The following is a 22,364-nucleotide window of genomic DNA, read 5'->3' on the forward strand; positions in this document are numbered from 1 at the left end:
CCCCAACCGCAAGAGAAAAAGCCCACTCGAGAACCCTCCGAGCGCCCGATTCTCGATCGATTCGCTCCAGTGACTCAAGTCTCGACGGATCAATATCGACAGTGACGACTCCGCCAGCGTTCTCACCTTCAGCAGCAGAGAACATCACTAGACATCGATATGCACGAATGACTCCATCCCGCTCCTCTCGCATGAGAGTCTGTAGAGCAATGACACCTTCCCCAACCTGGCTGCGAAGTGCATCCACCGAGGACCACCGCGCCGCCCAACCTCGCTGCTCCGCCTCCAATTGAATTGCAATCAGCGCATCGAAGTGAATCTGGCATACACGGAAGTCCGGATCAGTCGAATGAATTAGCGACATCAGATACTACCCCTCCGCAGACATCTACCCGGATCAGCGTATCAGGATAGATACGACCATCCCCGACTCTAGTCAGAACTTCATCTTTGCGATGATGACCTCCAAGAATCGTTCCGTCCCGCGAAACCAATATCCCATCCCCTTCCGCAGCATTGTTAATACCGTCTAGAAGTTCCTCTTTTCTACCCATCGACAATTCCAATATTTCCAGCCTTCTCTTTGAATAAGATCCAGCACTAGATGCCCCCCTGATCCTGATGATTGGGAGGAAGCATTGGAAAACGCCTGCCCGAGTAGGTCCGCGCCGTTCTGGGCGGCTCCGTAGCCTGCGGCAGCGATGCCGAGTCCGCCGACGATTCGATCACGCCGGAGAAGGCAAGGGCCAGGCCGCCCCCGCCCCCGTCGTCGCTGCCGCTGTTGTCGTCATCCCAGTGGCAGCTGTAGTAGCAGCCGCCGTCGCCGACCTGCCCCGAGGGCTTGCCTGCGCCGTTGGGGTTGGCGGGGCCGGCCGGGCCTCGGCGGCGGGGGCGTCCGCGGGTGGGACGCCCCCGCCGCGGCCTGTGCGAGGTGTGCAGCAGCCGCCCTGCCGAGGTCAGCGCAATCCCGCGCGGGTGGCGTTCGAGCAGGCTGGGTCCCAGTTCCCGCTTGAGTCGCTTCACGTGCTGGCTGACGGCCGACTGCGTACAACCCAGGTCACGGGCGGCACCGCTGAGCGAACCGGTTCGGCAGACGGCGGCAAAGACACGGAGATCGTCAATTAGCGCGGGACCCAAGCTATTGCTTGGGTGTTTCCTAGCGAACCCGTGGATTGACTTAGGTCCCGGCAGGTTTGATCATCGTTCCGGGCCCAGGGCGGCAACCCGCCCACTGTCTCTTCCGTGGTCCGGACGCGGTCCTGAATGCGGGCGGGTGCCGACCCACCACGGGCCCGACCGGCTTCCCGGCCCCGGCCGCCCCACCTCTCGACTCATTGATTTCCCGGACAGGAGCACACATGAGCACAAGCAGGACGACCGTGGCGGTTCTCGGCCCAGGCGGCGTCGGCGGCCTGGTCGGCGCGCTGCTCGCCCGTGCCGGACACCGCGTCGTCTGCCTGGCGGGGGAACAGACCGTTGCCGTGCTGCGCCAGGACGGGTTGCGCGTCGACAGCAACCGGTACGGGGAGTTCACCGTGGCGGTGGAGTCCGACACCGAGTTGCGCGAGCCGGTAGATGCCGTCTTCGTGACGGTCAAGCAGACCGCGCTCGTCGAGGCGCTCGACCGCATCCCGGCCGAGGTGCTCGGCACGGCGGTCGTGGTACCGCTGCTCAACGGCCTCGACCATCTCGCCGTACTCCGCGAGTGCTTCCCCTCTGCCCAGGTCGTCGCGGGCACCATCCGGGTCGAGGCCACCCGCACGGCGCCTGGCCGCATCGCCCACACCAGCCCTTTCGCCGACCTCGAACTCGCCGCCCCCCTGGATGACTTCGTGGAGCTGCTGCGACAGGCCGGTCTGGGCGTGACCGTACGCGAGGACGAGAGCGCGATGCTCTGGGACAAACTGGCCTTCCTCGCTCCGTTCGCCCTGCTGACCACCCGCCACCAGTCCGACGTCGGTGCCGTCCGTGATCGGCACCGGCTCGAGCTGCTCACCGTCCTCGACGAGATCGCGGCCGTAGCCCTCGCCGCCGGCTCGCTGGTGAGCGCCGAGGGGCTACTCTCCTTCTTCGACCGCGTCCCTGGGACGATGAGGTCCTCGATGCAGCGCGACGCCGAGGCCGGCCGCCCGCTCGAACTCGACGCCATCGGCGGAGCCGTCCTGCGCGCCGGAGCCGCCCACGGCATCGCCGTCCCGGCCACCGCCCGACTGGTCGCCGAGGTGGCGCAGTCCGCGAAACGGGTGGCCTGATGGGGCGGCCCGCCCCGGCGCGATGGTCCCGGGCCGAGGAGTTCCTGTCTGCCCGCGGCGCCGCCCGGACGGCCCATCCGGGCGGAACGCTCCTGGACCACCTGCACCGCGTCGCGCGCTTGCTCTCCGCCTGGGACGCCGACCCTGACGTCCAGCTCGCGGGGCTGTGCCACGCCGCCTACGGAACGGACGGATTCGACGGGTCGCTCCTGGGCATCACCGAGCGCGGGGTGCTCGCCGAACTGATCGGCGATCGCGCGGAGGCCCTGGTGTACCTGTACGCAAGCTGCGACCGGGCGGCCGTCTATCCGCGCCTGGGCAACGGACTTCCGGTGGTCTTCCATGACCGCTTCACGGGCCGGGAACACACTCCGGCCGAGGCGGACGTACGCGCCATCGTGGAGATCACGGCCGCCAACGAGCTCGACGTGCTGGCCCACCACCTCGGGCTGGCCGAACGCCACGGCCCGGCCCTGTACCGCCTGTTCGCCCGCTCACGCGATCTGCTGTCCGCGCCCGCGTGGAACGCCTGCGCCGAGCATCTGGCCCGGTACGCCCCCGAGCCGGGGATCGTGATCAGCGGCCTGGACCACCTGGTGCTGACCGTCACCGACGTCGAGCGGACCACCGCCTTCTACCAGCGGGTCCTCGGCATACGGCCCGTCACCTTCGGGGAGGGGCGCCGCGCGCTGGGCTTCGGCAGCAGCAAGATCAACCTCCACCGGGCAGGCCGCGAACGCCTGCCCCACGCCGCCCGACCCACCCCCGGCAGCGCCGACCTCTGCCTGGTCACCGAGACCCCGCAGGAACAAGTGCTGGCCCATCTGGCCGCCTGCGGGGTACCCGTGGAGAAAGGCCCGGTACCGCGCACCGGCGCCCTCGGCCCGATCCTCAGCACCTACCTGCGCGACCCGGACGGCAACCTGATCGAAATCTCCACCTACACCTGATCAAGCCCCTGGGCGGGTGAAGCTGTTGCCCCAAGCCTCCAGCCGAGAGCCGCGCAACGACGAGCGTCCCACCTTGACCTGGTGACAGAACGATTGCTGATGGAGCGGCTGTGACAAGTAGCCCGCCTCCCAGGTGACACCCAGGCTGCTTCGGCCCGGCTCTTCTGCCGGCCTCTTCGGCTCTGCCGGTGACAACTGTCGAGCCTCGGCACAGTACGGTCGGTCGATCGGGTCACGCAGTGTTCGCCCGGCGCATCTCCATATACCCGGTTCTTCACCACCAGCCCCTGGCCACCGTCGGCTCCCCTGTGTGCTCGACCAGCCGCACCGACAGATCACTCGTGGCGGGCGAGGTCCGGCACACCCTCGACCGACGCCGGATCGTCGATCGGTCGGGTCGGAGCACCTTCCGGGGCGCGAACCCGGGAGACAGAGATGCCGTGCAGGCAAGCATCGCACCACAAGAGCACGTATCCGACGCGGGTTTCGGGCTTGACGATATACCTGACCTCAAGCCGGCCCTGGCCGCAGTCCGGACACGAGACCAGGGCCACCTCACTCTGCCGGTCGGCCACCTGGCCCAGTACCCGCAGCCATGAACCGCACTCGCCCACGTGGGCAATTCTCGAACATCCAGCTCGCCCGAAATGCACCTACGAAGAACACGCGTCACAGTCGGGCGATCAAGAATCACCGCAAGCCCTTCACTGAGGTCACAGGCCGGCAGTTTCAATCACTCCGTCCAGTGGATCAGCCCAGCTGATCAGCCTGGTCAGTGCCCCATAATGTTCAGATTCCAACATCACGCAACAGCACCTCATTTGAACTTAATGTGAGCGATAGCCTGCGCCGTTCCGACGGTGGACGGTGCGTAGGAGTACTTGATGTTGGACAGGGTCTTGGGGCCGGCGGCCTGGCGGTCGGTGACCGTCTCCGCGGGCAGGGCCATGGTGGCGTTGGTGTTGGTGGTGCTGTACGCGGAGGTGGCGGGCCGTCCCTTGCCTCCGGTGACCGTGTCATAGCTCCACTCGGCGAGCTTGGTGCCCGTGTCGGGGGCGACGTAGGTGGTACGGGTACGGACGGGCTGGACGCCGTGGTCGCTGTCGCCGCTGCCGCCGCTGCCGCTCTGGGAGGTGACCAGGCCGTAGACCGGGTCGTAGGTGCGCGGCCTGTGCGAGGGATCGCGCCCTGGCGGCGACGGGTCCCCGGGCGGTGGGTGCCGGAAAGTGGCTGGCTACTGGGCCGCGGCCGCGGTCGCGCGTACGGCGGTGAGCGCCCGGCGGGTCAGGGGGCCGAAGTCCTCGCCGGTGCCGGTGTCCGTGTCGGTGGCGATCCACTGGTCGTAGGCGATCTCCCAGACGAGTGTGCCCAGTTTCGCGGCCATGCGGGCGGTCGGGGGCGGGGTGCCGCGGCGGGTGAGGGCGTCGGCCATCGCGGTGGTCAGCTCGGTCCGTTTCAGGGCTTCGCGTTCCAGCAGTTCCGTGTTGGCGTTCAGAACGGCCTGCCGCCGGGCGCTGAACTCGTGGCGATCGGCGGTGAAGAAGGTCCGGCCGAGGGTGTCGAGGGCGTGCGCCACCGCGTCGAGCGGTCCGGCCTCCGGTGGCGCCGAGGCGATCCCGTCGACGAGCAGACCGGTCAACGCGCCCCGACCGAAGAGCACCTCGCGCTTGTCCGGGAAGTACCGGAAGAACGTGCTCTTGGTGAGTCCCGCGCGCTCCGCGATCTCGATCACGGTCGTGTTCTCGTAGCCGTGCTCCTCGAAGAGGTCGAGGGCGGCGGCGGCGAGTCGTCCTGGTGCGTCGGGTTGCCATCGGGCCATGGGAACAGTGTACGGGACTTGGTCCCATCACCGTGTAGGGTCGATGAGACCAAGTCCCATCACCGGTCGAGGAGATCACCGATGAGCAGAGCCGTCCGTTACCAGCGCTTCGGCGGTCCCGAAGTGCTCGAACTGCGGGAGATACCCGAGCCGCACGCCGCCCCCGACGAGGTCCGCGTCCGGGTCACCGCCGCCGGGCTGAATCCGATGGACTGGCAGATCGCCGCACAGCCCGACATGGCGGCGCGGTTCGGGATCGCCCTGCCGGCCGGGTTCGGCAGCGACTTCGCCGGGGTGGTGGACGAGGTAGGCGCCGAGGCCACGGGGTTCGCGGTCGGCGACCGGGTGTACGGGGCCGCGATCGGGCGGTCCGTCGCCGATTTCGTGCTGGTCAAGACGCCCGCGGCAGATCTGTGGCCCACCCCGGAGGGCGTCGGGGACGAGGTGGCGGCCACGCTTCCGGTGTCCGGCCTCACGGCCGCGGCCGCGCTCACCGCGGTCGGGCTGCGTTCCGGGGACACCGTCCTGATCGGCGGGGCGGCCGGTGGAGTGGGCATCTTCGCCGTGCAGTTGGCGCGGCTCGCGGGTGCCCGGGTGCTCGGCACCGCCTCCGAGGGGACGTTCGGATTCCTGCGCGGGCTCGGCGCCGAACCCGTGGCGTACGGCCCCGGCCTGGCGGACCGGGTGCGGGCGCTGGCGCCCGGGGGGATCACCGCCGCGACGGACCTGTTCGGACGGGAGGCGGCCGAGACCGCGGTCGAGCTGGGGGTGGCACCCGAGCGGATCTCCGTCGTGGCCGACGGCCCCGCCCCGCCGCCCGGTGTGCGCAGGGCGGGCGCCTACGACGCGGGTCCGGGCGACCTGGCACGGATCGCCGAGGCCGTCCGGTCCGGCGGGATCACGGTGCCGGTCGCGGCCACCTTCCCGGTCGAGCGGATCCGCGAAGCCGTCACGACACAGGCCGGGCGGCACGTCCACGGCAAGATCGTGATCACCCTGTGAACAGGCGATGTTCCGCATGACATGAACTGCCGTGTCCGCTCCATGCCCGGCGGCGCGTTCCTCAGCGGGCCGGGTGGTTCCCGGCCCATACCGTGGGGGTCCGGCCCGACCACGGACTCGCCTGTTCGAGCTGGCCGGCGAGGCGGAAGAGGCGGCTTTCGAGGCCGTATCCGGCGGCGAACTGCATTCCTACCGGAAGCCCCGTCCCGGCATCGGCCGTCACCGGTACGGACATGGCGGGCGTGCCCGCCACGTTGAACGGCAGGGTGAACGGCGACAGATCGGTGATGCGCTCGATCCAGCCGAGGCCGTCCAGTGCCTCCGCACCCTCGGTGTGCGTGCCCAGCGGCAAGGGGAGCTCCGGCAGGGTCGGCGTGAGGAGGATGTCGTACGCGTCGAAGTACCGCGCCAGGCTCCGGGCCACCCGGTTCCGCATCGCGAGAGCGGTGAGGAACCGCGCGCCGCCGACCCGCTGCCCGTAGTGGTAGCCGGCGAGGGTCGCCGGTTCAAGGGTCGAGGAGTCGACGGGACGGCCGAAGGCGGCGGCCAACTCGTCGACCAGGGCGGTGAGGTTCACCGTCATGATCCGGGCGTTGGCCACGACGAACTCCTCCCAGTCGGCGCCGAGGTCGACCTCGGTCTCCGCCACCCGGTGACCGAGGGATTCGAGCAGTCGCACGGTGCGGGAGAGGGCGTCGGCCACCGGTGCGGTGGTGCGGCGTCCGCCCCACGCCTGGGCGAGGACACCGATGCGCAACGAGCCCGGAGGACGGGTGACTTCCTCCGCGTACGGCCGTGACGGCTGCGGGGCGAAGTAGGGGTCGCCCGGTTCCGGGCCGCTTATCTGGTCGAGCAGTACCGCACTGTCGCGTACGGTGCGGCTGACGCCGCCTTGCACGGCCAGGCCGCTGAAGACCTCGTCGACGCCGGGCCCCATGGACACCCGGCCACGGGTGGGTTTGATCCCGAAGAGGCCGTTGCAGGCGGCGGGGACACGGAGCGAGCCGGCGGCGTCGGTGGCATGGGCGACCGGGACCACCCCTGCGGCGACAGCGGCGGCCGCGCCTCCGCTGGAGCCGCCCGCGCTCCGCTCCGGGTCCCAGGGGTTGCGGGTCGCGCCGTACAACGCCGATTCCGTCGAGATGCCGTAGGCCAGCTCCGGTGTCGCGGTGCGCCCGAACGTCACGAGTCCGGCGCGGCGGAAGCGCCGCATCAGTGCGGAGTCGGAGGCGGCGACGTTACCGGCCGCCAGACGGCTTCCCAGCTCCGTCCGCCGGCCGGCCATGGTCACCGCGATGTCCTTGATCAGGAAGGGGACGCCGGCCAGGGGTGCGCTGCCGGGGGCCGGTTCGTCGTCGGACGGCCAGGTCTCCACGACGGCGTTGATCCGCGGATCGACCGCCTGTACCGCCTCGCGTGCGGCCGCCTCCAGTTCGGCGGGGAGCACCTCGCCCTCGGCCACCAGCTCTGCCAGCCCGACCGCGTCGAAGCCCGCGTATTCAGAAGCTTTCACTGCCACTCCCACTCCTTTAGAAGAACGGACAAGAACGATACCGTTCAGTCTCGGACGATACCCTACGGTATCGAAGGGGTCTGACTGGTACCGTAGGGAGGTGTGAACCCCGCGATCGGAGTGACGGAGCAGTCATGGCATCGACCCTGAGCAGGCCGGGCAGAGTGGCGAAGCTGCCGCCCCGTGAGCGCATCCTCGACGCGGCCGAGGAGCTCTTCCAGAGAGAAGGGATCCGGCAGGTGGGGGTCCAGGCGATCGCCGACAGGGCCGAGACCACCAAAATGGCGATCTACCGGCACTTCGAGACCAAGGACGCGCTGGTCGCGGAGTGGCTGCGGATCGTCGCCGCCGACTACCAGGCGGCCTTCGACCGCGTGGAAGCCGCATACCCGGACCGGCCCGAGGAGCAGATCCTGGGCCTGGCACGCTTCATCGCCGAGGGGCTGCCGACGATCTCGTACCGGGGCTGCCCGTTCATCAACTCCCTCGCCGAGCTGCCCGACCGCCTTCATCCGGCCCGGCAGGTGATCGAGGAGCACAAGGCCCACCAGACCCGCAGGCTGATCGGCATGTGCGCCAGCGCCCGGATGCCCGACCCCGAACAGGCCGCGGCCGAGATCACCTTCGTACTCGAAGGGGCGCAGGTCAGCACGCAGAACGGCAGCATCGATCAGACGGGAGACCGCCTGATGAAGATCATCGAGGGAATCGTGGCCCGGCACCGCTCCGACGCCGACGCCGACGCGTCCAGGGCGGCCGACTGACCCCCCGTGCGGGCCGCGCGGGCACGGTCAATTCCCTAGGTACCCATCTCCGTCAGTCGACCGAGGAGCCGGGAAACGCTGCCTTCCCTGACGTCGCCCCCGTAGAACACGTACGACGTCCAGTTGAACGGCTGAACCGGGAATCCCCAGCCGCCGGAACAGTGGTCATCGGTATCACTCGCGATGATTTCCTTCACCGCCGCGAGCTGGGAGTGATCGCACTCCAGCCATCCTCGCACCGACACATAGACCGCCATGACCCGCCCACCTCGTCAGTCCCTGACCTGGCCACCCCAGGAGGACGGGGAGAAGGGGGCGGACCTCGTGGTGTCGAGGTCCGCTCTCGCCCCGGAGGCCGGGTTCAGTCCGCCGTCACTTCCCGGCCGGGGCGCTCTCGAAGTCGACCGAGTCCGTCTGGATCGTGCCCGCTGTGCGGCCCGGGGCCCGCTGGTAGGTCCAGTAGAGGTTGGTGTGGGCGATGACCTGGGGGACCGGTGGGGCGCCCCAGGCGGTCTTGTCACCGGCCGTGTGGGCGTCGGCGACCAGGATCGTGTCATAGCCGCGCACCAGGGCGCCGTGCAGCGTGGAGCGGACGCAGGCGTCCGTCTCCGCGCCCGTCACCAGGAGCCGTCCCACACCCAGGTCCGACAGGACGCTCTCCAGCGTGGTGTCCTCGAAGGAGTCGCCGTAGTTCTTGTGGACGAGCGCCTCCCCCTCCGCCGGGGCCAGTTCCGGGACGATCCGCCAGCCGTCGCTGCCCTTCGCCAGCCCGTCGTCCGCGTGCTGCACCCACACCACCGGTACGTCCGCCCGCCGGGCACGCTCCACCAGCGTCGCGATGTTCCCCACCACCGCGTCCCGCTCGTGCGCCCCGCCCACCACGTCCACTTGGACGTCCACGACCAGCAGCGCGGTCCCCGGCCGGTTCTCCAGGGTCGTCACCGCTCCCCCGCCTCCGCCGCCCAGCCCACGAAGCCCGCGAACGTCCCCGGGCGGAACGTCAGCATCGGTCCGCCGGACACCTTGGAGTCCCGTACGGCCACGGAGGCGCAGGGGGTGTCCGCCACCTCGACGCACTCGCCACCCTGGTCGCCGCTGTACGTCGACTTGCGCCAGGCCAGAGCCCCGAGCGGCGCGCACTCCACGCAATCGCCGCCCTGGTCTCCGCTGTAGCTGGACTTACGCCAGTTGCTCTCCATAGCGGTCCTCCATCACGCGCCGGATCAACTCCGCCGAGTCCTTGAGGGAGAGAGCGGCGGCTTGGAGATGATCGTAACGGAGCGAGCAGTCCTCGACGGTCTCCGGGTTCGCGGTCGGATGCCCGCTGCCGTACCCCTCGGTGTAGACGATGGTCGGGTCGCTGCTGAAGCGATAGACGTTGAACGAGCCTTGCAGCCCCGCGTGCGCGCCCGCCGCGTACGGCAGGATCTGGACGTTGATCCGGGGATTGCTCTCCAGCGACCACAGGTGCTCGAGTTGGCCGCGCATGGTCTCCCTGCCGCCGATCTCCTGGTGGAGGGCCCCCTCGCTGAGGATCATCCAGAAGATCGGCGACTTCTCCTTCTCCAGGATGCGCTGTCGGGCCAGTCGTACCGCGCTGCGGTCGTCGAGGTTGGTGTCGTCCAGCACGCCGAGCACCGCGCGGACGTACGGCCCGGTCTGCAACAGCCCATGGACCATGTGGGTCTGGAAGGTGCAGATCTCGACCGCCCGCGCCTCCAGCTCCGCCGTCTGCCGGAACCACGCCGGAAGCTGGCTCCGCATCACCAACTCGACCAGCCGCGACAGCAGTCCGCCCGTGCCGAGCGCGGCGTCCACGCGTTCGCTGAACTCCGCCGTGGGCAGCTTCCGGGCCGTCTCCACCTGGCCCACCAGCGAGCCCGTGTAGTTGACGACCTCCCCTAGTTGCAATACCGGTGATTTAGTTTGTTTTCCGGCTGGTTGGGGTGGTCTTGGTTGGCCCGACCAGCCGGACCACCGGAGTGTCTGGCCGGGGTGGGCTGTGGTGCTCGGCTCGTTTGAGGGCCCAGTTGGACATCTTGCGTTTGATCACGCGGGGGTTGGAACGCAACCGCCGTGCGGGCAGCAGTCGTTCTGTGATCTCACGCAGGCTCTGGGTGATGGACCGGGCCAGTCGGGAGGGGGGAATGCGCCGCCTGCCCGGTGACGTGGCGGCGGACGACGCGAAGGGTTCGGGTGAAGGAGACCCGGTCGGGATCGTGCCCGGTGTGGAGAGCGGCCTGGTGCATCAGGTCCCGCAGCGCGTGGTGGACCAGCAGGAACGCGAAGATCTCCTGTTCGACGCCGCGGGGGTGCTGGGAACGCAGCACCATCCCTGGGGCGCCCTGGTGATTCTTGATCTCGTCCAGGGTGTTCTCGATCTCCCACCGCTGGGCATAGAGGGCGGCAAGCTCCTGAGCCGGTGCCTGCTCAGGATCGAGGATGGTGGTGATCAGCCGGTAGACGGTGCGGTCACCGTCGCGGGGGCCGAGGGTGTACTCGATCACTCGCACCCGCTCGGGGTCCGCGCGTCGGTGGTGGTCCCGCGCGGCGACGATCTCCGACAGGTAGGAGCCGTCAGCGAGGGTCTCCAGGACCGGCAGCACCACGACGCTGCGGACCCGCCACAGCAGGTCCGCACCGCCCGCCTTCGCGGCCCGCCACAGATCGAATCCGCAAAAACCCCGGTCGGCCAGGACAAGCATGCCCTCCGTCAGCGCCGGGAACAGCCGCTGGGCCAGAGCACTCTCGTGGACGTTGAGGGGTCCGGCCTCGGCCGCGAACACGGCATGGGTGCCGCACTCGGCCAGGGCCGCCACCCTCGCCTGCGGATACGCACTGCGGCCCTGCCCGCGACTGGTACCGGGACGCCCGAAGAACTGGGCGTTCGCCGCGGTGTCCGGAACGTCGAAGACCGTGCCGTCCACCGCGACCAGCCGCCACCGCCGGTACCAGGCGCCTTGCGTCCGCGCGTCCGCGACCGGCCGGCACACCCGGGCGAACAGGGCCCGCAACGGCTCCGGCCCGAGCCGCAACCGGGCCCGCCCGATCGCCGCCGTGGTGGGCACCCGCCAGGTGGTCGCCCACCGGCCCTCACGCTCCAGCCCCTGGACCAGAAGCCGGGCCACCTCTTCATAGCCCTGCCCGAAGAACAAGCACATCGCCAGGACGAAGTAGACCACCACCCGCGCCGGCAGCAACCGCGTCCGCTGCTCGACCCGGCCGCACTCGGCGACCACCTCGTCGACCAGCTCCGGCGGAAACGCCCGCGTCAGCACCCCCAACGCGATCCGATCCGAGAACCGACCAACCCCCGACGACTTCACCTGACCCGGCCTTGGCACAACCCACCCAACGACCAGACCACAACAAAGTCACCGGTATTGCCCCTAGTTGACGTTGTGTCAGGTTCGCGGCCTCGCGGAGGCGGCGCAGCTCGAAGCCGTAGTAGTCGAGCGGCGAGGCCCCGGGGTCGAGGACGTTGATGTTGGTCACGCGAGGTCCCCTTTCCTCGGACTGCCCACGGGCAGACCCGTTGTATCCAGGCAATAGCCCAGAGTAGTGACCACAGGTCAGTCTCGTACCGTGAACGACTACTTCCCCTCCGTTCTGGCAGGCCCCCGCCCTGCCCAGTACCGCCTGATCCTCACCGCCGGTGAGCACTCGGCGGGTCATATCCGTCGTATCGTCCGCACGCACCTGGCCGAATGGGGCCTTGCCGAGCTGACCGACGCCGTGGAACTGGGCGTGACCGAGCTGGTCGCGAACGTCGTACGGCATGTCCCCGACCGCCACTGCACGCTGGTGCTGCTGCAACGGGGGGCCGGGGTCCGGGTGGAGGTCACGGACGGTTCGTCCGAACTGCCCGTGGCCCCGGCCGAGGTGCCCTGGGAGGCGGAGAGCGGGCGCGGGCTGCTGCTGCTCGACGCCGTGGCCGACAAGTGGGGTGTGGACCGCTGGAGGCAGGGCGGCAAGACCGTGTGGTTCGAGTGCGGTCCCGCGCCCTGCCCGCCGGATCAGGTGCGCGGCTGAACCACCGGATCCGCCCACGGGTGGCCGTGCCCCGGCTGCCGCCCCGACTGCCGTCCCGGACTGCCGTCCCCGGCTTCCGGACCCGGCAGCCGGTCAGCGGCGGCGCAGGGCCGCGTCCAGCAGGGCGGGCGGGGTGTCGAACTTCTCCTGCGGGGCGAGGTCGGTGCCGGGCGCGACGATCCCGTCGACCGCGTCGAGGACGTCGGCGGGAAGCACCGTGTCGGCGGCGGCGAGCTGGGCGCGCAGGTGGTCCAGGGTGCGCGGGCCGATGAGGGCGCAGGTCACGGCCGGGTGGGCGGTGACGAAGCCGAGGGCGAGCTGGATCATGGTGAGCCCGGCGTCGTCGGCGACCTTCGCGAGCCGTTCGACGGCGTCCATCCGGGCGCGGTTGGCGGGCACGGTCAGGTCGAAGCGCTCGGGCAGGATGCGGGCGCGGTGGTTGGTGAGGCCGCGGTCCGCGCGGACGGCGCCCGAGAGCCAGCCCGAGGCCAGCGGTGACCAGACCAGTACGCCCATGCCGTACTCCTGGGTGACGGGCAGGACATGGGCCTCGATGCCGCGCTGGAGCAGGGAGTAGCTGGGCTGCTCGGTGGCGTAGCGGCCGAGATGGTGCTCGCGGGCCGCCCACTGGGCCCGCACGATGCGGTGGGCCGGGAAGGTGGAGGAGCCGAAGGCACGGATCTTCCCGGCGCGCTGGAGGTCGGTCAGGGCCGACAGGGTCTCCTCGTCGCCGGTGGCCGGGTCCCAGCGGTGGATCTGGTAGAGGTCGACGTGGTCGACGCCGAGGCGGCGCAGGCTGGCGTCGAGCGCGGTGACCAGCCAGCGGCGGGAGGAACCGCGGTGGTTGCGCTCCTCGCTCATCGGCATGCCCGCCTTGGTGGCGAGCACGATGTCGTCGCGGCGGCCGGCGATCGCCCTGCCGACCATCTCCTCGGACTCGCCGGTGCCGTACATGTCGGCGGTGTCGATGAGGTTGATCCCGGCGTCGAGCGCGGTGTCGACCAGGGCGGTGGCCTCCTCCTGCGTGGTGCGGCCGATGCTGCCGAAGTTCATGGCGCCGAGCGCGAGGGTGCTGACCTGTACGCCGGTGCGGCCCAGGGTGCGGTAGTGCATGCGGATGCTCTCCAGGGAACGGGGGCAGGGGTGGCCGACGGGCCGCCGCTCTGCCATGATGAACAAGCGGAACGTTGCTCCGTTAACGACGACGATACGGAACAGCGCTCCGCTTTGGCAACGGCGACCGCGGTGGAATCAGTGGGTCCGGTGGAGTCGCGGCGGGAAGGGGCGTACGCACGGTGAGTGAGAGCGACGGGGGCGCGGGGAGCGCGTCCCGGGCCAGGCGGGCGGACGCCCTGCGCAACCAGCAGACCCTGCTCGACGCCGCCGCCGCGGTCTTCGTCACCTCGGGCGTGGAGGCGCCGGTCCGGGACATCGCGGCCAGGGCCGGGGTCGGCATGGGCACCATCTACCGGCACTTCCCGACCCGCGCCGACCTCGTCGTCGCCGTCTACCGGCACCAGGTCGAAGCCTGCGCCGAGGCCGGTCCCGCGCTGCTGGCCGAGAGCGCCAGCCCGCACGCCGCGCTGGGCCGCTGGATCGACCTCTTCGTCGACTTCCTGGTCACCAAGCACGGCCTCGCCGCCGCCCTCCAGTCCGACGACGCGGGCTTCCGCACCCTGCACGCGTACTTCCTCGACCGGCTGCTGCCCGTCTGCGCCGAACTGCTCGGCGCCGCGGCCGAGGCGGGCGAGACCGGCCCGGACGTGACCGCCTACGAGCTGATGCGCGGGGCCGGCAACCTCTGCATCGGCGCGGAGAACGACCCGGAGTACGACGCGCGCCGCCTCGCGCAGCTCCTCGTGGCGGGACTGCGCCGGGAGCGGTGAGCGGCGGGCCCGACGGCGCGCCGCTCACCGGTGCGGTCAGCGCCCGCAGCGGCCGGGGCGGGCGTAGCGCAGGACCTGCGCGCCGTGCACGTGGACGCGTGCGCAGACCTCGAACTGCCGGTGCAGCACGTCCCGTTTGACGGCCTCCTGGGGGTACGGGTCCAGGGGCTGCCCCGGCGGGTCGGCGAGGGCGACGATCCGGTCGGCCGCGAGGATGCGCCGCCGGATCTCCGCGGCGGGCAGCTCGGTGCCCTGGAGGGTGGCCGAGGCCGCCGGCGAGCCGGACAGGGCCAGATCGTCCAGGCGGGCGTAGAGCGCGGGACGGGACAGCAGCCACTCGCGGCGCCGGGCGGGCAGGAACAGCACACCGTCCCCGGGCCGGGCCAGCCGCCGCACCTCCCGGGAGACGGCGACCACGTCGTCCTTGCGGCTCTGCGGTGAGCGCACCGCCAGCGACCACGGCAGCAGCACGGCCACCGCCGCCACGGCCGCCAGGCACGCCACCGGCACCCGGACCGCCCGGCGCCACCGGGCGCGCCCGGCGACCGCGCGGTCCAGGGCGGCGCCCGCGAGCAGCGCGGCACCCGTCATCCCGTAGATCACGTACCGGTCCACGTACCAGGGCTTCACCAGCGACACCGTCATCAGCAGCCCGGCGGGCAGGACGGCCAGCCCCAGCCCGAGCCGGACGAGCGTCACCCGGCCGCGCGCCTCACCACCCCTCCCGGGCTCGCCGGTCCCGTCCCGCGACAGCCACCGCGCCAGCAGCGCGCACACCGCCGCGACGGCCGCGTACTGGAACCACATGGCGACGCTCGGGCGGCCCAGCCAGCCCAGTTGACGGTCGGCCTGACGGGCGCTCAGCACGGCCAGCGGCAGCAGGGCGGCGAGGACGGCGGCCGAGGCGAGCGCCCAGCGGCGCCAGGTGCGGCGCGGCGCGCCGAGCCGCCACAGGGTCAGGGCGTGTGCGGTGAGCGCCAGGGCGGCGAACTCGTGCAGCCAGCAGGCCACGGCCAGGAGCACCGCGTACCCGGCCCACCAGCGGCGGCCCGGCGCGTCCAGGGCGCGCAGGAAGAAGTACGTGGCCCAGGTGACCGCCGCCGTGACCAGCGCGTACGAGCGGCCCTCCTGCGCGTACTGCTGGGTCACCGGCAGCACGGCGAAGACCGTACCGGCCAGCACGCCCGCGCGGCGGCCCGCGAGCCGGGCGCCCGTCACCCCGACGCCCGCCGCCGCCAGCGCCGTCGCCAGGACCGAGGGCAGGCGCAGCGCGAGCAGGCCGCCGTCCCACAGCGCGAACACGGCGTGCATGAGCAGGTAGTAGAGGCCGTGCACGGCGTCGATGTGGCCCAGCAGCCGTCCGAGGTCCCCCAGGGACCGGTGGGCCACCTGGTGGGTGACGGACTCGTCCCGCCACATGCTGTCCCGCCGCCCGATCCCCCACAGACCGAGGGCGAGCGCCAGGGCGGCGGGCGCGACGGTGGGCAGAGCGGCCCGCACCGTCGTGCGTGGCGAGGCCGTACGCGTCATCTCAGCGCGCCGCCGATGCGGGTCTGGGGTCACCCGGGTCGGTGTCGGTGTCGGTGTCGGCATCGGTGCCCGTGGCCTGGGACGGGATGGTGGCCGAGCCCGCACCGACGGACGGGGCCGCACCGGCGACCGGAACCGGACCGGTACCCGAGCCCGCACCGGCGGACGGGACCGCCCCCGTGGTCGAGGCCGCGCCGGAGACCGGGGCCGGGGTGGCCTTCCGGAGTTCCGGCGGGCGGGTCGCGGTCGTCCGCGCGCGGGGGCCCGACAGCAGGTAGGTCACCGTGAAGCCCGTGGCGACCACGGTGGCGCCGCCGACCGCGTCCAGTACCCAGTGGTTGGCGGTGCCGATGATCGCGGAGACGGTGAACAGGGGGTGCAGCAGGCCGAGGGCCTTCATCCACCAGCGCGGCGCCACCACGGCGATCACCACACCGCACCACAGCGCCCAGCCGAAGTGCAGGGACGGCATCGCCGCGTACGGGTTGGTGAGCGCGGTCAGGGCGCCGTACTCCGGTTTGGAGAAGTCCTGCACGCCGTGCACGGTGTCGATGAAGCCGAAGCCCGGCATGAGCCGGGGCGGGGCCAGCGGGTAGAGCCAGAAGCCGACCAGGGCGAGCAGCGTGGCCACGCCCAGGGCGGTGCGCGCCCACCGGTAGTCGGCCGGGCGCCGCAGGTAGAGCACGCCGAGGACGGTCAGCGGCAGGACGAAGTGGAACGTCTCGTAGTAGTAGCTGAGGAAGTGGTCGAGCCGGGGCAGCCGGACCATGGCGTGGTTGGCCCAGTGCTCTATGTCGAGGTGCAGGAAGTGCTCCAGGGAGTGCACCTGGCGGCCGTGGTGCTCGGCGGTGGCGCGGTCCCCGCGCGCGACCACCCGGACCTGGGAGTAGGCGGCGTAGGTGACGCGGATCAGGAGCAGTTCGAGCAGGAGGTTCGGGCGGGTGAGCACCCGGCGCAGGAACGGGACGAGCGGGACGTGCCGGAGGCGGGCGGGCACCGGGTCCGCGTAGCGGGTGGCGACCGGGGTGCGGTAGTGCTCGTCGGCACGGGACAGGAACGGCACGGCGGTGGCCGCCGCCAGGGCCGCCAGCAGGACGAGGTTGTCGCGCAGCGGGTTCAGGACCGCCATCTGGGGCAGCATCGCCCGCGCGGGCAGCGTCAGCACCAGCACCACGGCGACCGGCCACACGTACCGGTCGGAGGCGCGCCGTCCGGCCCGGCCCGCGACCGAGAGCAGCACCCACAGGAGCTGGTGCTGCCAGGCGGTGGGCGAAACGGCGATCACGGCGCAGCCGGTGACGGCGACCGCCAGCAGGAGCTGTCCGTCATGGGCGTAGCGGACCGCGCGGCGCAGGGCGAGGACGGCGACGGCGGCGGCCAGGGCCAGGAACAGCGCGATCTCCAGCGGGCCGGTCAGCCCGAAGCGCAGCAGGGCGCCGTGCAGGGACTGGTTGGCGCGGGCGTCGGCCGGACCGCCGAGGCCGGTGCCCGCGCAGTGGCGGATCCAGTACACGGCGGAGTCGTGCGGCATGGCCGCCCAGGCGAGGGCGGTGCCCGTGGCGAAGGTGGCGCCGGCCGCGGCGGCGGCCCGTCTGCGCCCGGTGCACCACAGCAGGGGCGCGAACAGCAGCGTGGTCGGCTGGAGCGCGGCGGCGAGCCCGACGAGGAGGCCGCCGGTGCGTTCGCCGCGCACGGCGAACAGGCCGAGCAGCACCAGCAGCACCGGCAGGACACCGGTCTGGCCGAGCCAGAACGCGTTGCGCACCGGCAGGGACAGCATGAGCAGGCTGATCGCGACGGGCGCGGCCAGCAGCGCGGTGCGGCGCCCGGCCGGCTGGGGCAGCGCGCGGGCGGCGACCAGGCCGAGGGCGACGACCAGCAGCAGCGTGCCGAAGATCCAGCTCCAGCCGAGGGCCCGCTCGGCGGCGTTGGTCAGCGGTTTGAGGACGAGGCCGCTGAAGGGGGTGCCGGTGAAGCTGGCCGTCTCGTACAGGGAGCCCTTGACGTGCAGGACGCCGTGCGGTCCCACCCAGGTCTCCAGGTCCGTCAGCCGGTCCCCGCGCGGGGTGGCGAGGACGACGGCCACCTGCCGTATCGCGAGGAGCCCGGCGATCAGCCACAGGCCCAGCCGGGCCGCTCTCAGGCGTCCTCCGGCGGGTGCCGCGGCCGCCGCCGCACCGCCCCCGAAGGCCGCCACCGGTCCGCCGCTGTGCTTCGCATCCGCCACGCCTCGTCGGCCTCCCGCCCCACTCGTCCCGCGCGCTCGCGAATCCGCGTGCCGCGTCCCGTGCGCCGGGACGTCTGCCTGTCCCGGTACGAACCCTTACGAACCCTATGAGGCGCGCGGCACCGCCACGGAAGCCCCCCGTGAGGCGCCGGCCCCTCCCCGGAAGACGCCCCCGGGCCGGGTTCCACCTGTCTCCCGGTCCCTCGTACCCGGTCGTGGGGCGCGACAAGGATCACAACGCGGAACCGTGCCGGACGCCCCGAAGCGGGCATACGTCCCTGCGTATCGCCCATTTGAGTGCTCTGTGCATCGACCTGCTTACACCACGCAAGGGGAGCAAGCGGTCGTATGGTCGATTTCTGGCCCACCGCGAACGTCGCTTTCCAGCCATGTCACGCGGGGGCCGCTTTCGGTCCGTACCCCGTGCGGACCGGTGCCGGACCGCCGCGCGCGGACCGGTGCCGGACCGCCCCGTGCGGACCGGCCGGACCCGGCGACAGCGCCGCCGCGCGGGTCGCGTCCCTGCCCCCGTCGAAAGGTAGGCGAGCGAAGCCTTGTCGGCTGCCACCGTCACCGCACCCCGCCCTGTCACTCTCACCAAGAACCGCTCCGACGCCACGGTCACCGACCCGGCGCTCGTGCGGCGGGCCGTGAAGGCCGCCGCGCTGGGCAACGCGATGGAATGGTTCGACTTCGGTGTCTACAGCTACATCGCGGTGACCCTGGGCAAGGTCTTCTTCCCCTCCGGCAACCCCACGGCCCAGCTGCTCTCCACCTTCGGCGCCTTCGCCGCGGCCTTCCTGGTGCGCCCGCTGGGCGGCATGGTCTTCGGCCCGCTCGGCGACCGCGTCGGGCGGCAGAAGGTGCTGGCCGTCACCATGATCATGATGGCCGCGGGCACCTTCACCATCGGCCTGATCCCGTCGTACGCCACGATCGGCGTGGGCGCCCCGATCCTGCTGCTGGCCGCCCGCCTGGTGCAGGGCTTCTCCACCGGCGGCGAGTACGCGGGCGCGTCCACCTTCATCGCCGAGTACGCCCCCGACCGGCGCCGCGGGTTCCTCGGGAGCTGGCTGGAGTTCGGCACGCTCGCCGGGTACATCGGCGGCGCGGGCCTGGTCACGCTGATGACGGCGCTGCTGTCCTCGGAGGACCTGGTCTCCTGGGGCTGGCGGATCCCGTTCCTGATCGCGGGCCCGATGGGCATCATCGGCCTGTATCTGCGGATGCGTCTGGAGGAGACCCCGGTGTTCGCCGCCGAGGTCGAGAAGTCCGAATCCAGCCGTCCGAAGGTGCCGCTGCGCGAGATGGTCGCGGGCCAGTGGAAGGCGCTGCTGCTCTGCATGGGCCTGGTGCTGGTCTTCAACGTCACCGACTACATGCTGCTGTCGTACATGCCCAGCTATCTGACCAGTGAGCTGAAGTACGACGAGACGCACGGGCTGCTGGTCGTGCTGGCCGTGATGGCGCTGATGATGATCGTCCAGCCGTTCGCCGGGGCGCTCACCGACCGGATCGGCCGCCGTCCGGTGATCGCGGCGGGCTGCGCGGGCTTCCTGCTGCTGTCCGTCCCCGCGCTGCTGCTGATCCGCCAGGGCAGCCTGCTCGCCATCGGCCTGGGCATGGGCGCGCTCGGTCTGCTCCTGGTCTGCTTCACCTCGGCGATGCCGTCCGCGCTGCCCGCCCTCTTCCCGACCCGGGTGCGCTACGGCTCCCTGTCGATCGGCTTCAACATCTCCGTGTCGCTGTTCGGCGGCACCACCCCGCTGGTGGTCACGGCCCTGATCGGCGCGACCGGCAACATGATGATGCCCGCCTACTACATGATGGCGGCGTCGCTGATCGGCGGTGTGGCCGTGTGGTTCATGGCGGAGTCCGCCGGGCGCCCGCTGCCGGGTTCGCCGCCCTCCGTGGAGTCGTGAGCGCCGGGGCCGCAATTCGCTGACACTGTTCGTGCCGCCGGGCTATATTCGTTAGCGCAGCTAGTTAGCGGATCTAACTAGGCACACGAAAGGCATGGTGCATGAGCGACTCGCAGCTCTGGGACGACGTGGACGCCTACTTCTCCGGCCTGCTCTCCCCGGAGGACGAATCCCTCCGGGCCGCGCAGCGGGACAGCGACACCGAGGGCCTGCCGCAGATCAACGTCACTGCGAGCCAGGGCAAACTGCTGCACCTCCTGGCCCGCCTCCAGGGCGCCCGCAACGTCCTGGAGATCGGCACGCTGGGCGGCTACAGCACCATCTGGCTGGCCCGCGCGCTGCCGGAGGACGGCCGCCTGGTCACGCTGGAGTACGACGCCCACCACGCCGACGTGGCCCGCCGCAACCTCGCGCACGCCGGGCTCGACCGGATCACCGAGGTGCGGGTGGGTCCCGCCCTGGAGTCGCTGCCCAAGCTCGCCGACGAGAACCCGGCCCCCTTCGACCTGGTCTTCATCGACGCCGACAAGGTCAACAACCCGCGCTATGTGGAGTGGGCGCTGCGGCTGACCCGCACCGGCAGCCTGATCATCCTGGACAACGTGGTGCGCGGGGGCGCCGTGACCGACCCGGACAGCACCGACCCGAGCGTGCGCGGCACCCGCGGCGCGCTGGAACTCGTCGCCGAGCACCCCCGCCTGGACGGCACCGCCATCCAGACGGTGGGCAGCAAGGGCTACGACGGCTTCGCGCTGGCCCTCGTGCTCGACGACTGAGCCCCCGTCGCCCGCCCGCCCGTCCGTCCGGGCCGCGCGCGGCCCGCTCACACCTCGTGCCCGCTCACACCTCGTGCCCGCTCACACCTCGTGCCGCTCACACCTCGTGGTAGAAGCCGACACTGAGGCTGCGCGGGCTGGTGCGGTCCCGGACGACTATCTCGCCCGAGCCGCCCCGGGGCAGTTCGGCGGTGGCGCCGTATCCGAGCGGGCCGCCGCCCTGCGCGCCGAGCTGTGCCCTGCCCGGCGCGCCGCCCTGCGCGCCGAAGGTCAGCCGGACCTCGGCGGACGGTTCCGGCTGCGAGCCGCGCAGCCAGGTGACCCGCCAGGCGCCCCCGGCTCCGCAGCGGAACTCCAGGTGGACGCGGGAGACGAACAGCCAGTCCTCGGGTGTCGCCAGCCGGCACACGGCCCGGTCCCGGCCCACCCGCAGCACGGCACCCGGCTCGCTGGGCGCTTCGGCCATCAGCATGCCCGCGGTGCTGCCCGCGTCCGTCCCGGCGACCGCGGCCATGGTGAGTTCGAGCACGTGCGCTCCTCGTGGTTCGGGGCGCCCCGGGCCGCAGTCTGCGCGTGGCCGGCCGTGCGCGCCAACACCGGTCGCGGAGCGCCCGGTTGACGCACCGCGGCGGAATGATAAATCGCCTGGGCGGGGCATGTCCGGCACAATGAGCCCATGACCGAGCGAAAGCCACCGGGTGTGCCGTTCGAGTCCTGGGTCGAGAAGGAGATCCGCGACGCGCAGGCGCGCGGCGCCTTCGACCGGCTCCCCGGCGCGGGCAAGCCCCTCCCGGACGACACCACGTACGACGAACTGTGGTGGGTCAAGCGCAAGCTCGCCCGCGAGGGCCTGTCCGTCCTCCCGCCGACCCTCGCCCTGCGCAAGGAGGCCGAGGACGCCCTTGCGGCGGCCCACGCGGCCCCCTCGGAGAGCGCCGTCCGCCGGATCGTCGCGGACATCAACACCAAGATCCTCGACATGATGGTGAAGCCGCCACCCGGTCCGCCGCTGGGCCTGCGGCGGTTCGACGTGGAGGAGGTCGTGGCCGAGTGGCGCGCACGGCGGGGAGGGCGGGAAGCACGGGCGGCGGGCGACGGCTCGTCCGGCTGACGGGCGGGTGATATCCGGTTGCGGACGCGTGTGGCCCGCCGGTGAGAATGTGCGCATGCCGCTGCCGCCGTCGACCACCGCCGTGTCCTGGAGCGTGAGCCCGGAGCCGTACGACTCGCCGGTCGCCGCCGCTCTGTGGCGGGCGTACTACACCGAGGTCAGCGACCGCTGGTATCTGCTGCACGAGGGGCGCCGCACCGGTCCGGACGAGCTGGAGCGGGAGATCGCCGCCGTCACCGGAGCGGAACTGGCGCCGCCCACCGGGCAGTTGCTGCTCGGGCGCTACGAGGGGCGACCGGCGGGAACGGCGGGGGTCCGGCTGCTGGACTCCGGCACCGCCGAGCTGACCCGGGTGTTCCTGTACGAGCAGGCGCGCGGCCGGGGCGGCGCAGCGCTCCTGGTCACCGCCGCCGAGGAGGCGGCCCGCGCCCTCGGCGCCCGGCGCATGGTCCTGGACACCCGGCACGACCTCGTCGAGGCCCGCGCCCTGTACGCCCGCCTCGGCTACACCGAGACCGGACCCCACAACGACTCCCTCTACGCCGAGCACTGGTTCGCCAAGGCCCTGCGCTGAGGCGCC

At 71.5% G+C, this 22,364-nt stretch carries 22 protein-coding genes and 2 pseudogenes; 10 read left to right on the forward strand and 14 right to left on the reverse strand.

The features are described 5' to 3' along the window. Window positions 1–933 precede the first annotated feature (933 nt). A pseudogene (locus A8713_RS34145) lies at window positions 934–1,122 on the reverse strand (helix-turn-helix domain-containing protein); the annotation flags it as partial. Between the two features lie 236 nt (window positions 1,123–1,358). Here A8713_RS34145 and A8713_RS09025 point away from each other — a divergent pair. Together A8713_RS09025 and A8713_RS34150 are read left to right on the forward strand one after the other, a co-directional pair. Next, window positions 1,359–2,252 (forward strand): ketopantoate reductase family protein, encoded by an 894-nt coding sequence (locus A8713_RS09025; protein WP_064532933.1) that lies wholly within the window; start codon window positions 1,359–1,361, stop codon window positions 2,250–2,252. Further along, entirely contained in the window at window positions 2,252–3,202 is a 951-nt protein-coding gene (locus A8713_RS34150; RefSeq protein WP_237305328.1) for a VOC family protein, read from the forward strand. The genes A8713_RS09025 and A8713_RS34150 overlap by 1 nt, the downstream gene beginning before the upstream one ends. Window positions 3,203–4,019: 817 nt before the next feature. Here the strand turns inward: A8713_RS34150 and A8713_RS34630 are convergent. Both A8713_RS34630 and A8713_RS09040 read right to left on the reverse strand, forming a co-directional pair. Then, entirely contained in the window at window positions 4,020–4,151 is a 132-nt protein-coding gene (locus A8713_RS34630) for a hypothetical protein (RefSeq protein WP_257784403.1), read from the reverse strand. A 285-nt stretch (window positions 4,152–4,436) separates the two neighbouring features. Beyond that, the gene (locus A8713_RS09040; RefSeq protein WP_064532937.1) at window positions 4,437–5,021 is read right to left on the reverse strand and encodes a TetR family transcriptional regulator; all 585 of its coding nucleotides are present in this window, start codon (window positions 5,019–5,021) and stop codon (window positions 4,437–4,439) included. 81 nt (window positions 5,022–5,102) lie between these two features. Between A8713_RS09040 and A8713_RS09045 the strand changes: the two genes are divergently transcribed. Further along, a complete protein-coding gene (locus A8713_RS09045; RefSeq protein WP_064532939.1) occupies window positions 5,103–6,023 on the forward strand; it encodes an NADP-dependent oxidoreductase in 921 nt (306 codons plus the stop codon). Window positions 6,024–6,084: 61 nt separating this feature from the next. Here A8713_RS09045 and A8713_RS09050 read toward each other — a convergent pair whose 3' ends face one another. After that, window positions 6,085–7,536 (reverse strand): amidase, encoded by a 1,452-nt coding sequence (locus tag A8713_RS09050; protein WP_064532941.1) that lies wholly within the window; start codon window positions 7,534–7,536, stop codon window positions 6,085–6,087. A gap of 134 nt (window positions 7,537–7,670) precedes the next feature. Between A8713_RS09050 and A8713_RS09055 the strand changes: the two genes are divergently transcribed. After that, window positions 7,671–8,300: a TetR/AcrR family transcriptional regulator gene (locus tag A8713_RS09055; RefSeq protein WP_064532943.1), complete on the forward strand. Its 630-nt coding sequence runs from the start codon at window positions 7,671–7,673 to the stop codon at window positions 8,298–8,300. Between the two features lie 35 nt (window positions 8,301–8,335). Here the strand turns inward: A8713_RS09055 and A8713_RS09060 are convergent, their stop codons facing one another. The 6 genes and pseudogenes from A8713_RS09060 to A8713_RS34155 form a co-directional block, all read right to left on the reverse strand. Further along, window positions 8,336–8,557: a hypothetical protein gene (locus A8713_RS09060; RefSeq protein WP_216826767.1), complete on the reverse strand. Its 222-nt coding sequence runs from the start codon at window positions 8,555–8,557 to the stop codon at window positions 8,336–8,338. 115 nt (window positions 8,558–8,672) lie between these two features. After that, window positions 8,673–9,242 carry a cysteine hydrolase family protein gene (locus A8713_RS09065; protein ID WP_064532946.1) on the reverse strand — a complete coding sequence of 190 codons (570 nt, stop codon included), beginning with the start codon at window positions 9,240–9,242 and terminating at the stop codon, window positions 8,673–8,675. Then, a complete protein-coding gene (locus A8713_RS09070; RefSeq protein WP_064532948.1) occupies window positions 9,239–9,499 on the reverse strand; it encodes a DUF397 domain-containing protein in 261 nt (86 codons plus the stop codon). Before A8713_RS09070 ends, A8713_RS09065 begins: the two co-directional genes overlap by 4 nt. After that, window positions 9,480–10,211 (reverse strand): DUF5753 domain-containing protein, encoded by a 732-nt coding sequence (locus tag A8713_RS09075; protein ID WP_237305329.1) that lies wholly within the window; start codon window positions 10,209–10,211, stop codon window positions 9,480–9,482. The genes A8713_RS09070 and A8713_RS09075 overlap by 20 nt, the downstream gene beginning before the upstream one ends. 191 nt (window positions 10,212–10,402) lie before the next feature. Further along, a complete protein-coding gene (locus A8713_RS09080; protein ID WP_064532658.1) occupies window positions 10,403–11,644 on the reverse strand; it encodes an IS4 family transposase in 1,242 nt (413 codons plus the stop codon). A 37-nt stretch (window positions 11,645–11,681) separates the two neighbouring features. Next, a pseudogene (locus tag A8713_RS34155) lies at window positions 11,682–11,795 on the reverse strand (XRE family transcriptional regulator); the annotation flags it as partial. Between the two features lie 90 nt (window positions 11,796–11,885). Between A8713_RS34155 and A8713_RS09085 the strand changes: the two are divergent. Further along, entirely contained in the window at window positions 11,886–12,332 is a 447-nt protein-coding gene (locus tag A8713_RS09085) for an ATP-binding protein (RefSeq protein WP_064532950.1), read from the forward strand. Window positions 12,333–12,425: 93 nt separating this feature from the next. On the opposite strand, the gene A8713_RS09090 is transcribed toward A8713_RS09085, so the two are convergent. Continuing rightward, on the reverse strand, window positions 12,426–13,445 hold the full coding sequence (locus tag A8713_RS09090; RefSeq protein WP_064537352.1) for an aldo/keto reductase: 1,020 nt from the start codon (window positions 13,443–13,445) through the stop codon (window positions 12,426–12,428). Between the two features lie 182 nt (window positions 13,446–13,627). Here A8713_RS09090 and A8713_RS09095 point away from each other — a divergent pair, with 182 nt between their 5' ends. Then, window positions 13,628–14,218 (forward strand): TetR/AcrR family transcriptional regulator, encoded by a 591-nt coding sequence (locus tag A8713_RS09095; RefSeq protein ID WP_064532951.1) that lies wholly within the window; start codon window positions 13,628–13,630, stop codon window positions 14,216–14,218. Between the two features lie 36 nt (window positions 14,219–14,254). Here A8713_RS09095 and A8713_RS09100 read toward each other — a convergent pair whose 3' ends face one another. After that, window positions 14,255–15,748 (reverse strand): glycosyltransferase family 39 protein, encoded by a 1,494-nt coding sequence (locus tag A8713_RS09100; protein ID WP_064532953.1) that lies wholly within the window; start codon window positions 15,746–15,748, stop codon window positions 14,255–14,257. A gap of 1 nt (window position 15,749) precedes the next feature. After that, window positions 15,750–17,975 (reverse strand): bifunctional glycosyltransferase 87/phosphatase PAP2 family protein, encoded by a 2,226-nt coding sequence (locus A8713_RS09105; protein WP_064532955.1) that lies wholly within the window; start codon window positions 17,973–17,975, stop codon window positions 15,750–15,752. A 554-nt stretch (window positions 17,976–18,529) separates the two neighbouring features. On the opposite strand from A8713_RS09105, the gene proP reads away from it, so the two are divergent. Next, the gene (proP, locus tag A8713_RS09110; protein WP_064532957.1) at window positions 18,530–19,897 is read left to right on the forward strand and encodes a glycine betaine/L-proline transporter ProP; all 1,368 of its coding nucleotides are present in this window, start codon (window positions 18,530–18,532) and stop codon (window positions 19,895–19,897) included. 101 nt (window positions 19,898–19,998) lie between these two features. After that, complete coding sequence (locus A8713_RS09115) at window positions 19,999–20,673, forward strand: O-methyltransferase (protein WP_064532959.1); 675 nt, start codon at window positions 19,999–20,001, stop codon at window positions 20,671–20,673. Window positions 20,674–20,770: 97 nt separating this feature from the next. Here A8713_RS09115 and A8713_RS09120 read toward each other — a convergent pair whose 3' ends face one another. After that, window positions 20,771–21,202: a hypothetical protein gene (locus A8713_RS09120; RefSeq protein WP_064532962.1), complete on the reverse strand. Its 432-nt coding sequence runs from the start codon at window positions 21,200–21,202 to the stop codon at window positions 20,771–20,773. A 147-nt stretch (window positions 21,203–21,349) separates the two neighbouring features. Between A8713_RS09120 and A8713_RS09125 the strand changes: the two genes are divergently transcribed. Both A8713_RS09125 and A8713_RS09130 read left to right on the forward strand, forming a co-directional pair. Beyond that, window positions 21,350–21,784 (forward strand): J-domain-containing protein, encoded by a 435-nt coding sequence (locus A8713_RS09125; RefSeq protein WP_064532964.1) that lies wholly within the window; start codon window positions 21,350–21,352, stop codon window positions 21,782–21,784. Between the two features lie 55 nt (window positions 21,785–21,839). After that, window positions 21,840–22,358 carry a GNAT family N-acetyltransferase gene (locus A8713_RS09130; RefSeq protein WP_064532966.1) on the forward strand — a complete coding sequence of 173 codons (519 nt, stop codon included), beginning with the start codon at window positions 21,840–21,842 and terminating at the stop codon, window positions 22,356–22,358. Window positions 22,359–22,364 lie beyond the last annotated feature (6 nt).

The organism is Streptomyces sp. SAT1 (assembly GCF_001654495.1).
In the GTDB taxonomy this organism is placed as follows: domain Bacteria; phylum Actinomycetota; class Actinomycetes; order Streptomycetales; family Streptomycetaceae; genus Streptomyces; species Streptomyces andamanensis.

Bases quoted from the DNA above. Each gene is read 5' to 3' on its own strand.
- A8713_RS09055 (WP_064532943.1), top strand. From the start codon at position 7,671: ATGGCATCGACCCTGAGCAGGCCGGGCAGAGTGGCGAAGCTGCCGCCC.
- A8713_RS09125 (WP_064532964.1), top strand. From the start codon at position 21,350: ATGACCGAGCGAAAGCCACCGGGTGTGCCGTTCGAGTCCTGGGTCGAG.
- A8713_RS09025 (WP_064532933.1), top strand. From the start codon at position 1,359: ATGAGCACAAGCAGGACGACCGTGGCGGTTCTCGGCCCAGGCGGCGTC.
- A8713_RS34150 (WP_237305328.1), top strand. From the start codon at position 2,252: ATGGGGCGGCCCGCCCCGGCGCGATGGTCCCGGGCCGAGGAGTTCCTG.
- A8713_RS09060 (WP_216826767.1), bottom strand. From the start codon at position 8,557: ATGGCGGTCTATGTGTCGGTGCGAGGATGGCTGGAGTGCGATCACTCC.
- A8713_RS09115 (WP_064532959.1), top strand. From the start codon at position 19,999: ATGAGCGACTCGCAGCTCTGGGACGACGTGGACGCCTACTTCTCCGGC.
- A8713_RS09070 (WP_064532948.1), bottom strand. From the start codon at position 9,499: ATGGAGAGCAACTGGCGTAAGTCCAGCTACAGCGGAGACCAGGGCGGC.
- A8713_RS09045 (WP_064532939.1), top strand. From the start codon at position 5,103: ATGAGCAGAGCCGTCCGTTACCAGCGCTTCGGCGGTCCCGAAGTGCTC.
- A8713_RS09130 (WP_064532966.1), top strand. From the start codon at position 21,840: ATGCCGCTGCCGCCGTCGACCACCGCCGTGTCCTGGAGCGTGAGCCCG.
- A8713_RS09100 (WP_064532953.1), bottom strand. From the start codon at position 15,748: ATGACGCGTACGGCCTCGCCACGCACGACGGTGCGGGCCGCTCTGCCC.
- A8713_RS09040 (WP_064532937.1), bottom strand. From the start codon at position 5,021: ATGGCCCGATGGCAACCCGACGCACCAGGACGACTCGCCGCCGCCGCC.
- A8713_RS09090 (WP_064537352.1), bottom strand. From the start codon at position 13,445: ATGCACTACCGCACCCTGGGCCGCACCGGCGTACAGGTCAGCACCCTC.
- A8713_RS34630 (WP_257784403.1), bottom strand. From the start codon at position 4,151: ATGGCCCTGCCCGCGGAGACGGTCACCGACCGCCAGGCCGCCGGCCCC.